This is a genomic window from Leptotrichia sp. oral taxon 879 str. F0557, assembly GCF_000469385.1.
GTDB classification, from domain to species: Bacteria; Fusobacteriota; Fusobacteriia; order Fusobacteriales; family Leptotrichiaceae; genus Leptotrichia; species Leptotrichia mesophila.
Genome location: NZ_KI271326.1, coordinates 1 through 11,648 on the forward strand (window position 1 = coordinate 1; position 11,648 = coordinate 11,648).

Sequence of the window (11,648 nt, forward strand, 5' to 3'; positions counted from 1 at the left end):
TCAGGAGTAGTAGCAACTATTACTAAATAGTTTTCTGTAAGGAACTTTCTTAAAGATAAAAAATAAAAATAATTATTGCAGATAATGAAAATATTTGTTATAATGATTAGAAATGTAAAGAAAAATAGTCCAAAATATTAAATTAAAAAGAGAGATTAGGTTTTTATAATCTAATTTCTCTAGTTATTAAAATAAGCAGGACAAAAAAACAGGAGGAAAAACTTTGGATAAAATAAGAATATATTTACAATCTTATGATCACAAACTGTTAGATCAATCTGCTAAAAAAATTGCAGAAGTAGCTAAGAAAAATGGTTCAGAATTAGCAGGGCCACTTCCATTACCTACAAAAACTAAAAAATATACAGTTTTAAGATCAGTTCACGTAAATAAAGATTCAAGAGAACAATTTGAAATGAGAATTCACAGAAGATTTGTAGAAATCAAAAATTCAAATCAACAAATCGTAAATGCATTAGCATCATTAAACTTACCATCAGGTGTGGGAGTTGAAATTAAGCAATCGTAAGGCTTAGTACAAGTTGGCTATTTTAAGAAAATTGTCAACCAATATATTAAGGAGGAAAAATAAAAAATGATATTAGGTAAAAAAATCGGAATGACTCAAATTTTCGAAGACGAAAAATTAATTCCAGTTACAGTAATTGAAGCAGGGACTAACTTCATTACACAAATTAAAACTGAAGAAAAAGAAGGATATAATGCGATCACATTAGCTTATGGAGATAAAAAAGAAAAAAACACTACTAAACCATTATTAGGTGTATTTAAAAAAGCAGGAGTTACTCCAAAAAGATTTCTTAAAGAATTTAAAGTAGCTAATCCAGCTGACTTTACATTGGGACAAGAAATTAAAGTAGATGTATTAGAAGGTATCGAATTCGTTGATATTTCTGGGACTTCAAAAGGTAAAGGAACTGCAGGAGTTATGAAAAGACATAACTTTGGTGGAAACAGAGCTTCACACGGGGTTTCAAGAAACCACAGACTTGGAGGTTCTAACGCAGGAGGAGCTGCATCAAACAGTAATGTACCAAAAGGTAAAAAAATGGCTGGAAGATTGGGAGCTGAAAAAGTAACAGTTCAAAACTTACAAGTTATAAAATTTGATGTAGAAAACAATCTTTTATTAGTAAAAGGTGCTGTTCCAGGGCCAAAAAATGGTTACTTAGTTATCAAAAAATCGGTAAAGAAATATTAATAGGAAAGAGAGGAGGATAACATGCCAGTTTTAAATATATATAAATTAGACGGTTCACAAGCAGGAACTATTGAAGTAAATAACGACATATTTGGAATTGAACCAAATAAACACGTAATGCACGAAGTTTTAGTAGCAGAGTTAGCTGAAGCAAGACAAGGATCTGCCTCAACAAAAACAAGAGCAGAAGTAAGAGGTGGAGGAAGAAAACCTTTTAGACAAAAAGGAACAGGAAGAGCAAGACAAGGATCTACAAGAGCACCACATATGGTAGGTGGAGGAGTAGTTCACGGACCAAAACCAAGAAACTATGCTAAAAAAGTAAATAAAAAAGTTAGAAAGTTAGCTTTAAAATCAGCTTTAGCAACAAAAATTAGTGAAGGAAATGTAATCATATTAGATGACTTCACATTGGAAACACCAAAAACAAAAACATTCATTGATTTTGCAAAAACATTAAACTTTGATGGTGTAAAACAATTATATATAACAAATGATGATACTGATACTATAGATAGAGATTATTTCTTATATTTATCAACTAGAAATATTGAAAAAGTTGCAGCAATTAATACAAGAGATTTAAGCATCTACTGGTTAATCAAACAAGACAAAGTAATCTTAACTAAAGAAGCTCTTGCAACTATCGAGGAGGTGCTAGCATAATGCATATTACTGATATTATCAAAAAACCTGTAATTAATACAGAAAAAGCAAGAAATTTATTGGAAAACAATGAATATGTTTTCATAGTAGATAGAAGAGCAAACAAACTTCAAATTAAAGATGCAGTTGAAAAATTATTCAATGTAAAAGTTGAAGGTGTAAATACTTTGAATATTAAACCAAAAAATAAAAGATTCAGAATGTCAATGTATAAAACAGCCGCTATAAAAAAAGCAGTTGTTAAATTGAAAGATGGAGAATCTATTACAGCTTATGAAGGATAATAAAATTATAGTACTTAATAATTTCAAAAAATCTCTTTAATATAAAGAGTAATTATATTTTTTGTGGAAATTATTCGATAAAAATGCTATAATAGATAAGTTATGTAAATTTGTAGAAATTATTCAGTTTTTTGAATGATTTTAAGAAAATAAAAATGAGAAATAGGAAGAGAGGGAACATAAGTTATGCCAATAAAAAAATTAAAACCGATGACTAGTGGGACACGGCATATGTCGATATTAGTTAACAAGGAATTAGATAAGGTAAGACCTGAGAAATCTTTAGTTGAACCATTAAATTCATCTTACGGAATTGATAACTATGGACATAGAACAGGTAGAAACAGACATAAAGGACACAAAAGATTATACAGAGTAATTGACTGGAAAAGAAATAAAATCGGAGTGCCTGCAAAAGTTGCAACTCTTGAATATGATCCAAACAGAACTGCAAACATCGCATTGTTACACTATGTTGATGGAGAAAAAAGATATATTTTAGCTCCAAATGGACTTAAAAAAGGTGACATCGTATTAGCAGGAGAAGGTGCAGATATCAAACCTGGAAATGCACTAAAATTAAAAGACTTACCAGTAGGGACTGTTATTCATAATGTAGAACTTATGCCTGGTAAAGGTGGACAGTTAGCAAGATCAGCAGGAACAGCTGCAAGACTTGTTGCAAAAGAAGGAACTTACTGCCACGTAGAATTACCATCTGGAGAATTAAGACTTATTCATAAAGAATGTATGGCAACAGTTGGAACAGTAGGAAATTCTGAACATTCATTAGTATCTCTAGGAAAAGCTGGAAGAAATAGACATTTAGGAAGAAAACCTCACGTTAGAGGATCTGTAATGAACCCTGTAGATCACCCACACGGAGGAGGAGAAGGAAGATCTCCAATAGGTAGAAAATCACCAGTTACACCTTGGGGTAAACCTACACTTGGTAAGAAAACTAGAGGTAAAAAACTTAGTGATAAATTTATTGTTAGAGGAAGAAAAAAATAATTGTTTAAAAATTAAATTGATATCAAAAAATATATTAATGATATTTTTAAATAAAGAACGTAGAAATGGACTGTGCCAGTCAAATAAACACATAAAATATTTGAATGGAAATTTGGCTGAATATAAAAATATTGCTTAATACATTGAATTAAATATTAAAATGAGATGTATTGAGTAACATTTCTCGATTTAAAAAATGAAATAAGGAGGAAAGAATGTCTCGTTCATTAAAAAAAGGACCTTTTGTTGATGCGTATTTATTAGAGAAAATAGAAGCATTAGGAGGTAAAAAACAAGTTATTAAAACATGGTCTAGAAGATCAACTATATTCCCTCAATTTATTGGACATACTTTTGCAGTATATAATGGTAAAAAACATATTCCTGTATATGTAACTGAGGAAATGGTTGGACATAAGTTAGGTGAATTTGCGCCAACTAGAACTTTCTATGGACATGGAAAAGATGCTAAAAAAGGTAAAAAATAGAAATTAATATTTATAAATTAACGAAAGGAGAGGACTTTGAATGGCAGTAGTAGCTAAATTGAAATATCAAAGATTAAGCCCTCAAAAAGCAAGATTAGTTGCTGATATTGTAAGAGGAAAAAATGCACTGCAAGCATTGAATATATTAAAATTTACAAATAAAAAAGCAGCATTATATATAGAAAAAACATTAAGATCAGCAATTGCAAATGCTGAACATAATAATAATATGGATCCTGATAAACTGTTTGTATCAAAAATATTAATTGATAAAGGACCTGTATTAAAAAGAATCAGCCCAAGAGCAATGGGAAGAGCTGATATTATTAGAAAACCGACAGCTCATATCACAGTAGAAGTTGATGAAAGAGAAGATTAATTCAGAAAAATAAGGAGGTAAGTCTGTGGGACAAAAAGTAGATCCTAGGGGGATAAGATTAGGAATCACAAGAACTTGGGATTCAAAATGGTTCGCTGAGGGAAAAGAATACGTAAACAACTTTCACGAAGATTTGAAAATAAAAAAATATATTAAGAAAAACTATTACCATGCAGGGATTTCTTCTATTCAAATAGAAAGAACATCACCTACAGAAGTAGCAGTTATTATAGAAACTGGAAAAGCTGGAATTTTAATTGGAAGAAAAGGTCAAGAAATTGAAGCTTTAAAAGTAAAATTAGAAAAATTAACTGGTAAAAGAGTACAAATTAAAGTACAAGAAATCAAAAATCCTAATAAAGATGCTCAATTAGTAGCAGAAAGTATTGCAACAGCAATTGAAAAAAGGGTTGCTTATAAAAGAGCAGTTCAACAAGCTATTCAAAGAGCAGAAAAAGCTGGGATTAAAGGAATTAAAGTTATGGTATCGGGAAGATTGAATGGTGCCGAAATTGCAAGAAGTGAATGGACACTTTCAGGAAGAGTACCACTACATACTTTAAGAGCAGATGTTGATTATGCAACAGCTACTGCACACACTACATACGGTGCTTTAGGATTAAAAGTATGGATATTTAATGGTGAAGTTCTTTCTACTACAAAGGAAGGAGAAAACGAATAATATGTTAATACCTAAAAGAACGAAATATAGAAAACAGTTCAGAGGAAAAATGGGTGGTGTAGCAACTAAAGGAAACAAAGTTGATTTTGGTGAATTTGGACTTGCCGCTAGAGAATTTGGTTGGATTACTTCAAGACAAATAGAAGCTTGTAGGGTAACAATTAATAGAACATTTAAAAGAGAAGGTAAAATTTGGATTAGAATATTCCCTGATAAACCTTATACAAAAAGACCTGAAGGAACAAGAATGGGTAAAGGTAAAGGTAATGCAGAAGGTTGGGTAGCAGTAGTTAAAAAGAATAAAATAATGTTTGAAGTTGGCGGAGTATCAGAAGAGAAAGCCAAGGAAGCATTAAGAAAAGCTGGACATAAACTACCTATAAAAGTTAAATTTGTAAGAAAAGAAGAAGTAGGTGGTGATAAGTAATGACAATTAACGAAATTAGAGAATTATCATTGGAAGAATTGGAAGTTAAAGTAAATGAATTGAAACAAGAATTGTTTAATTTAAAATTTCAAAAAACTCTTGGACAATTACAAAACACTGCTAAAATACGAGATGTTAAAAGAACAATAGCAAGATTAAAAACTGTTGTAACTGAAAAAACTGGTAAATAGGAGGATCAAGAGTGGAAAATATAAGAAAAGAAAGAAAAGTAAGAGAAGGAATCGTTGTTTCTAACAAAATGGATAAAACTGTAGTTGTTCTTGAAGAAACAATGAAATTACACAAACTTTATAAAAAGAGAGTAAAAACTTCTAAAAAATATAAAGCACATGATGAAAACAATGATTGTGGAATCGGAGATAAAGTGCAAATTATGGAAACTAGACCATTAAGTAAAGATAAAAGATGGAGAGTCGTTACAATCTTAGAAAGAGCTAAATAATTTAATCTTATTAAGAAAATTGCTTGATGTTTTATTTTCAATATTAAAACGGAAGAAGATAGTGTGAGTTAACATTTGAGAGGAGGAAATTTTAAATGGTTCAACAACAAACGATACTTAATGTTGCTGATAACACTGGAGCTAAAAAAATCATGGTTATTAGAGTATTAGGTGGATCAAGAAGAAGATTCGGTAAAATAGGAGACATCGTAGTAGCAAGTGTAAAAGAGGCTATACCAAACGGAAACGTAAAAAAAGGTGATGTAGTAAAAGCTGTAATCGTTAGAACTAGAAAAGAATTAAAAAGAGCAGACGGTTCATATATAAAATTTGATGATAATGCGGCTGTTATATTAAATACTGCATTAGAAGTAAGAGGGACAAGAATTTTTGGACCTGTAGCAAGAGAATTAAGAGCGAAAAACTTTATGAAAATAGTTTCTCTAGCACCAGAAGTATTATAGGAAGGAGAGTTAAACGTGGCTAAACCAAATTTAAAATCAGTACCTAAAAGATTACATGTTAAAACTGGAGATACAGTTATTGTAATTAGTGGTAGATCAAAAGATTTGTTACGTAATGAAAATAGTAAACAAACTGGAGATAAAGGAAAAATTGGAAAGGTATTAAAAGTATTCCCTAAGACTGGAAAAATAATTGTTGAAGGTGTAAATATCAAAAAAAGACATATTAAACCTAATGCAATGAACCCACAAGGCGAAGTTGTAGAAAGAGAAATGCCAATCTTCTCATCTAAAGTAATGCTTTGGGATGAAGGAGCAGGGAAACCTACAAGAGTAAGAAGAGAAATAAGAGACGGTAAAAAAGTAAGAATATCAGTAGTATCTGGTAACGAAATATAATATTTTAGAGAGGAGGATGTCATAAATGGCTGAAAAATATATTCCAAGATTACAGAAATTATACAAAGATGAAATTGTTTCATCACTAATGAAAGAATTAAACTTATCTAACGTTATGCAAGTACCTAAACTTGATAAAATCGTAGTTAATATGGGGATTGGAGAAGCAGTAAGCAATTCTAAATTAATCGATACGGCAATTGCTGAATTATCACAAATTACAGGGCAACAGCCTGTACCAAGAGCGGCTAGAAAATCAGAAGCTGGATTTAAATTAAGAGAAGGACAAAAAATTGGAGCAAAAGTTACATTAAGAAAAGAAAAAATGTATGAATTCCTAGACAGATTAATTAGTATCACATTACCAAGGGTAAGAGATTTTGAAGGTGTTTCACCTAAAGGATTTGATGGAAGAGGAAACTACACATTAGGTCTAAAAGAACAAATCGTATTCCCTGAAATCGAAATTGATAAAGTAGATAAAATCTTCGGATTAGGAATTACAATTGTATCTACAGCACAAAATGATGAGCAAGGAAGAGCTTTATTAAAAGCATTCGGAATGCCGTTTGCAAAATAGTATTATTTTGAAGGAGGTGTAATTTAATCAATGGCTAAAAAAGCAATGGTTGAAAGAAACTTAAAAAGACAAAAAACAGTTGATAAATATGCAGCTAAAAGAGCTGAGTTAAAAGAAAGAGCTAAAAAAGGTGATAGAGAAGCAGTTTTAGAATTATCTAAATTACCAAGAAATGCTTCGCCTACAAGAGTTAGAAATAGATGTCAAATTAACGGAAGACCAAGAGGATATATGAGAGAATTTGGTATTTCAAGAGTTATGTTCAGACAATTAGCAGGAGAGGGAGTTATCCCAGGAGTAAAAAAATCAAGTTGGTAATTTTGAGAGGAGGAAGAATTAATGTATTTAACAGATCCTATTGCTGATATGCTTACTAGAATCAGAAACGGAAACATGGCTAAACATGCACAAGTTGCAGTACCATTTTCAAGAATTAAAGAAAGTATAGCAAATATATTAAAAAATGAAGGATATATAAACGGTTACGAAATTAAAGAAGAAGGAGCTATAAAAAATATAGTTGTTTCTTTAAAAACTGTAGATGGAGAAGCTGTAATTAAAGGATTGAAAAGAATTTCAAAACCTGGAAGAAGAGTTTACACATCTGTAGAAAATTTACCTAAAGTATTAGGTGGATTAGGAATTGCCATTGTCTCAACACCACAAGGTGTTATTACAGACAAGGAATGCAGAAAGCATAATGTTGGTGGAGAAGTTCTTTGCTACGTGTGGTAATTTACGCATTTTATAAATTAGGAGGATAAACAATGTCAAGAATAGGTAAGAAACCTATAACTATACCTGCTGGTGTTGAAGTTAAGCAGGATGGGAACACTTTTACTGTAAAAGGGCCAAAAGGACAATTAGTAAGAGAATTAAGCAGTGAAATTAAAGTAAATATTGATGGTAACGAAATTACATTTGAAAGACCAAATGATTTACCAAATATCAGAGCTCTTCATGGAACTACAAGAGCAAACTTAAACAATATGATTGTTGGAGTAAGTGAAGGATTTACTAGAGGATTAGAATTAGTCGGAGTAGGTTACAGAGTACAAGCTAGCGGAAAAGGATTAACTTTATCTTTAGGATATTCACATCCAGTTGAAATTGAAGCAGTAGAAGGAATCACTTTTAAAGTTGAAGGAAATACTAAAATTTCTGTTGAAGGAATTGATAAACAATTAGTTGGACAAGTTGCTGCAAACATCAGAGCTAAACGTCCACCTGAACCATATAAAGGAAAAGGTGTTAAATACGCTGATGAAGTAATTAGAAGAAAAGAAGGTAAGAAAGGATAGGAGGTAGATTTTAATGGTAAAAAAACTTGATAGAAATAAATTAAGACAAAAAAAACATAGAAGTATTAGAAGAAAAATCGTTGGAACTGCTGAAAGACCTAGACTTGCTGTGTATAGAAGTTTACAAAATATCTTTGTTCAAGTAATTGATGATACTACAGGAAATACTTTAGTTTCTGCATCAACTATTGAAAAAGGTGCAAAAATTGAAAAAGGTTCAAATATTGAAGCAGCTAAACAAATAGGAGAAAGAATTGCTAAAAAAGCATTAGATAAAGGGATTACTACTGTTGTATTTGACAGAGGAGGATACGTGTACACAGGAAGAGTTAAAGCTGTGGCAGATGCTGCAAGAGAAGCAGGATTAAAATTCTAAAGATAAGGAGGATTTATTTTGGCTAGAGATAGAGATAACAGAGAAAGAGAAAGTGAATATAAAGAAAGACTTTTAAGAATAAGCAGAGTTTCTAAAACTGTTAAAGGAGGAAGAAGAATTTCATTCTCAGTATTAGCAGCTGTTGGAGACGAAAAAGGAAAAGTAGGTATCGGTTTAGGAAAAGCTAACGGTGTACCTGATGCAATCAGAAAAGCCATCGCAAATGCTAAGAAAAACTTAGTAAATGTTTCATTAAAAGGTGGAACATTACCGCATGAGCAAATTGGTAAATATAATGCAACATCTGTATTATTGAAACCAGCTTCAAAAGGGACAGGAGTTATTGCTGGTTCAGCAACTAGGGAATTATTAGAGTTAGCAGGTGTAAAAGATGTGCTTACAAAAATTAGAGGTTCAAAAACTAAAGATAACGTTGCAAGAGCAACTTTAGAAGGATTAAAACAATTGCGTTCTCTTGAAGATGTAGCAAGACTTAGAGGAAAATCAGTTGAAGAAATTTTAGGATAATAAGGTTAGGAGGTAAAATTAATGTCTAAAGTAAAAGTAACGCTTGTAAAAGGAATTAATGGAAGAAAACCTAATCATGTTGCGACTGTAAAATCACTTGGATTAAGAAAAATCAGTCAAAGTGCAGTTCATAATAAAACTGCTGATATTGAAGGAAAAATTAAATTAGTTTCTTATTTACTTAAAGTAGAGGAGGTTTAGAATAGATGAATCTTAATGAATTAAGACCTGCTGCTGGATCGAAAAGAGAAAGAAGAAGAGTAGGAAGAGGACACGGAACTGGTTGGGGAAAAACAGCTGGTAAAGGTCACAATGGACAAAAACAAAGATCAGGTTCTTATGTATCACCTATATTTGAAGGTGGACAAATGCCTATTATTAGAAGAATCCCTAAAAGAGGATTTTCTAATTCACCATTTAAAAAAGATATAATAGCAATTACATTGGCTGATATCGTAGAAAAATTTAACGATGGAGATGTGGTTAGCTTACAAACATTAGTTGAAAATGGAATAATTAAAAACCCTAAATTTATAACAAAATATTCTGATGAAGCTTTGAGAAATGTAAAAGGTAGAAGAGCAGTAAAAGAATATTTAAATGCAAATATTGAATCTTATGTTAAAGAAAAAGATTTTACAAGTGTTTTAAAAATTATAGGGAATACAGAAGTTAACAAAAAATTAACTGTAAAAACACATAAAATTTCTAAGACAGCTAAAGAATTAATTGAAAAAGCTGGAGGAAGTGTAGAATTAGTAGAAATAAAATCATATTCAGCTAAAGCAGGAAATAATAAAAAAGAAGATGGGAATAAGTAAGATTTAATATCTTGCTTTTTCTTCATATACTAAAGGAGTGATAGAATTGACTCTAGCTGAAGCACTATCAAGTAGGGTAAAAGCTATTTTTAATATACCTGAACTAGAAAAAAGAGTAACATTTACATTATTAATGATAATAGTTGCAAGAGTTGGAATCCATATAGCAGTTCCGGGAATTAATACAGATGCTTTTAAAAATTTCCAGCAGGGAAATGCAATTGCTCAATTTTTAAATTTATTTTCGGGTGGAGCTGTTGAAAGAGCTTCAATTTTTGCATTGGGAATTGTCCCATACATTAATGCTTCCATTGTTTTTCAATTATTAGGAGTAATCTTTCCTAAAATAGATGAAATGCAGAAGGAAGGCGGAAAAGAACGTGATAAAATTACACAGTGGTCAAGATATGTGACAATTGTGCTGGCAATAATCCAATCTTTTGGAATTGCAATATTAATGCAAAATCAAAATCTAGTGTTGGAACCAGGTCCTAAATTCATATTAAGCACAGTAGTTTTAATTACAGGAGGGACTTCATTCCTTATGTGGATTTCTGAAAGAATCTCGATAAGAGGTATTGGAAATGGGACTTCAATGCTTATATTTTTAAATATTGTTGCAGGATTGCCAACAGTAATTAGTCAAATGGTTTCTGGCTTACCTAGCGGGATGGGAAAAGTTCTGTTAGGATTGTCAATAGTTGCATTTGTGGTATTCATTGCATTAATGGTAGTTGTACAACTTGCTGAAAGAAGAATTCCTATTCAGTATGCAGGAAAAGGAAGTCTCGGATTCGGTGGAGGACAAAGTACAGTTGGTAAAAGAACATATTTACCATTAAAGATAAATATGTCTGGAGTAATGCCAATAATCTTTGCGTCAGTATTGATGGCAGCACCGCCATTCTTGATTTCAACAATGAAAACTGGGAATCTGAAAAACTTTTTGACAGCTCAGTTTGAGCCTAAAGGTATTTTTTATTTATTGTTATTTGCAATATTAATTACAGTATTTTCATTTTTCTATACGCTTACAATTGCTTTTGATCCAGATAAAGTAGCAGATGATTTGAAGCAAAGTGGAGGAACAATTCCAACAGTAAGAGCTGGAAAGGAAACTGCTGACTATTTAGAAAAAGTTGCAACAAGAGTAACTTTTGGAAGTGCGATATTCTTATCATTATTAGGTATTATGCCAAATATTTGGTTTGGATATATTTTAAATCTTCCGGTAATGCTTGGAGGAACAAGTTTACTAATCTTAGTTGGGACAGCAGTAGAATTATTATTACAAATAGATTCTTACCTAGCAGTTAAACAAATGAAAGGTTTTATAAATAAAAAAAATCGTTAAGAATAGTATATAAAATATTTTTAAAGTACACTTAGTTGTGTACTTTTTTTCTTTTTATAAAGATTATTATATTTATAGTTCCTATACTAAACCCCGTTTAAAAACGAGAATAAATTTTTATAATAAGACTGTTCAGTAGCTAATTCATAATCATACGACTTTTTTTTTTTTGTAGGATTGCTCATTGCCGCAAAACCTTA

22 protein-coding genes are annotated in these 11,648 nt (G+C 31.1%); all 22 read left to right on the forward strand.

Annotated features, from left to right (window positions below; all coding sequences use genetic code 11):
- Positions 1-223: 223 nt before the first annotated feature.
- The 22 genes from rpsJ (at position 224) to secY (ending at position 11,448) form a co-directional block, all read left to right on the forward strand.
- On the forward strand, positions 224-529 hold the full coding sequence (gene rpsJ, locus HMPREF1552_RS05575) for a 30S ribosomal protein S10 (RefSeq protein ID WP_012806349.1): 306 nt from the start codon (positions 224-226) through the stop codon (positions 527-529).
- Positions 530-595: 66 nt separating this feature from the next.
- A complete protein-coding gene (gene rplC, locus HMPREF1552_RS05580; RefSeq protein ID WP_021744147.1) occupies positions 596-1,222 on the forward strand; it encodes a 50S ribosomal protein L3 in 627 nt (208 codons plus the stop codon).
- 21 nt (positions 1,223-1,243) lie between these two features.
- The gene (gene rplD, locus HMPREF1552_RS05585) at positions 1,244-1,888 is read left to right on the forward strand and encodes a 50S ribosomal protein L4 (protein WP_021744148.1); all 645 of its coding nucleotides are present in this window, start codon (positions 1,244-1,246) and stop codon (positions 1,886-1,888) included.
- Positions 1,888-2,172 (forward strand): 50S ribosomal protein L23, encoded by a 285-nt coding sequence (rplW, locus tag HMPREF1552_RS05590; protein WP_021744149.1) that lies wholly within the window; start codon positions 1,888-1,890, stop codon positions 2,170-2,172. The genes rplD and rplW overlap by 1 nt, the downstream gene beginning before the upstream one ends.
- Before the next feature lie 186 nt (positions 2,173-2,358).
- Complete coding sequence (rplB, locus tag HMPREF1552_RS05595) at positions 2,359-3,186, forward strand: 50S ribosomal protein L2 (RefSeq protein ID WP_021744150.1); 828 nt, start codon at positions 2,359-2,361, stop codon at positions 3,184-3,186.
- Between the two features lie 215 nt (positions 3,187-3,401).
- Complete coding sequence (gene rpsS / locus HMPREF1552_RS05600; RefSeq protein ID WP_021744152.1) at positions 3,402-3,674, forward strand: 30S ribosomal protein S19; 273 nt, start codon at positions 3,402-3,404, stop codon at positions 3,672-3,674.
- A 40-nt stretch (positions 3,675-3,714) separates the two neighbouring features.
- Positions 3,715-4,053, forward strand: coding sequence for a 50S ribosomal protein L22 (gene rplV, locus HMPREF1552_RS05605; RefSeq protein WP_021744153.1), 339 nt, complete (start codon positions 3,715-3,717; stop codon positions 4,051-4,053).
- Between the two features lie 25 nt (positions 4,054-4,078).
- On the forward strand, positions 4,079-4,735 hold the full coding sequence (gene rpsC, locus HMPREF1552_RS05610) for a 30S ribosomal protein S3 (RefSeq protein ID WP_021744154.1): 657 nt from the start codon (positions 4,079-4,081) through the stop codon (positions 4,733-4,735).
- Between the two features lies 1 nt (position 4,736).
- Positions 4,737-5,162, forward strand: a complete 426-nt coding sequence (gene rplP, locus HMPREF1552_RS05615; RefSeq protein ID WP_018451265.1) for a 50S ribosomal protein L16 — start codon at positions 4,737-4,739, stop codon at positions 5,160-5,162.
- Positions 5,162-5,353: a 50S ribosomal protein L29 gene (gene rpmC / locus HMPREF1552_RS05620; protein ID WP_006806082.1), complete on the forward strand. Its 192-nt coding sequence runs from the start codon at positions 5,162-5,164 to the stop codon at positions 5,351-5,353. Before rplP ends, rpmC begins: the two co-directional genes overlap by 1 nt.
- Before the next feature lie 20 nt (positions 5,354-5,373).
- Positions 5,374-5,625 carry a 30S ribosomal protein S17 gene (gene rpsQ, locus HMPREF1552_RS05625; protein WP_196808126.1) on the forward strand — a complete coding sequence of 84 codons (252 nt, stop codon included), beginning with the start codon at positions 5,374-5,376 and terminating at the stop codon, positions 5,623-5,625.
- A gap of 95 nt (positions 5,626-5,720) precedes the next feature.
- A complete protein-coding gene (gene rplN / locus HMPREF1552_RS05630) occupies positions 5,721-6,089 on the forward strand; it encodes a 50S ribosomal protein L14 (protein WP_021744156.1) in 369 nt (122 codons plus the stop codon).
- Between the two features lie 15 nt (positions 6,090-6,104).
- A complete protein-coding gene (rplX, locus tag HMPREF1552_RS05635; RefSeq protein ID WP_021744157.1) occupies positions 6,105-6,488 on the forward strand; it encodes a 50S ribosomal protein L24 in 384 nt (127 codons plus the stop codon).
- A 40-nt stretch (positions 6,489-6,528) separates the two neighbouring features.
- On the forward strand, positions 6,529-7,068 hold the full coding sequence (gene rplE / locus HMPREF1552_RS05640; protein WP_196808127.1) for a 50S ribosomal protein L5: 540 nt from the start codon (positions 6,529-6,531) through the stop codon (positions 7,066-7,068).
- Positions 7,069-7,098: 30 nt separating this feature from the next.
- The gene (gene rpsN, locus HMPREF1552_RS05645; protein WP_012806360.1) at positions 7,099-7,386 is read left to right on the forward strand and encodes a 30S ribosomal protein S14; all 288 of its coding nucleotides are present in this window, start codon (positions 7,099-7,101) and stop codon (positions 7,384-7,386) included.
- Between the two features lie 21 nt (positions 7,387-7,407).
- A complete protein-coding gene (gene rpsH, locus HMPREF1552_RS05650; RefSeq protein ID WP_006806076.1) occupies positions 7,408-7,803 on the forward strand; it encodes a 30S ribosomal protein S8 in 396 nt (131 codons plus the stop codon).
- Between the two features lie 32 nt (positions 7,804-7,835).
- Positions 7,836-8,369 carry a 50S ribosomal protein L6 gene (gene rplF, locus HMPREF1552_RS05655; protein ID WP_021744159.1) on the forward strand — a complete coding sequence of 178 codons (534 nt, stop codon included), beginning with the start codon at positions 7,836-7,838 and terminating at the stop codon, positions 8,367-8,369.
- A gap of 13 nt (positions 8,370-8,382) precedes the next feature.
- On the forward strand, positions 8,383-8,745 hold the full coding sequence (gene rplR, locus HMPREF1552_RS05660) for a 50S ribosomal protein L18 (RefSeq protein ID WP_021744160.1): 363 nt from the start codon (positions 8,383-8,385) through the stop codon (positions 8,743-8,745).
- 18 nt (positions 8,746-8,763) lie between these two features.
- Entirely contained in the window at positions 8,764-9,273 is a 510-nt protein-coding gene (gene rpsE / locus HMPREF1552_RS05665) for a 30S ribosomal protein S5 (RefSeq protein WP_021744161.1), read from the forward strand.
- Between the two features lie 21 nt (positions 9,274-9,294).
- Positions 9,295-9,474, forward strand: a complete 180-nt coding sequence (gene rpmD, locus HMPREF1552_RS05670; RefSeq protein ID WP_006806072.1) for a 50S ribosomal protein L30 — start codon at positions 9,295-9,297, stop codon at positions 9,472-9,474.
- A gap of 5 nt (positions 9,475-9,479) precedes the next feature.
- Positions 9,480-10,094 carry a 50S ribosomal protein L15 gene (gene rplO, locus HMPREF1552_RS05675; protein ID WP_021744162.1) on the forward strand — a complete coding sequence of 205 codons (615 nt, stop codon included), beginning with the start codon at positions 9,480-9,482 and terminating at the stop codon, positions 10,092-10,094.
- A gap of 46 nt (positions 10,095-10,140) precedes the next feature.
- Positions 10,141-11,448, forward strand: coding sequence for a preprotein translocase subunit SecY (secY, locus tag HMPREF1552_RS05680; protein WP_039901264.1), 1,308 nt, complete (start codon positions 10,141-10,143; stop codon positions 11,446-11,448).
- Positions 11,449-11,648 lie beyond the last annotated feature (200 nt).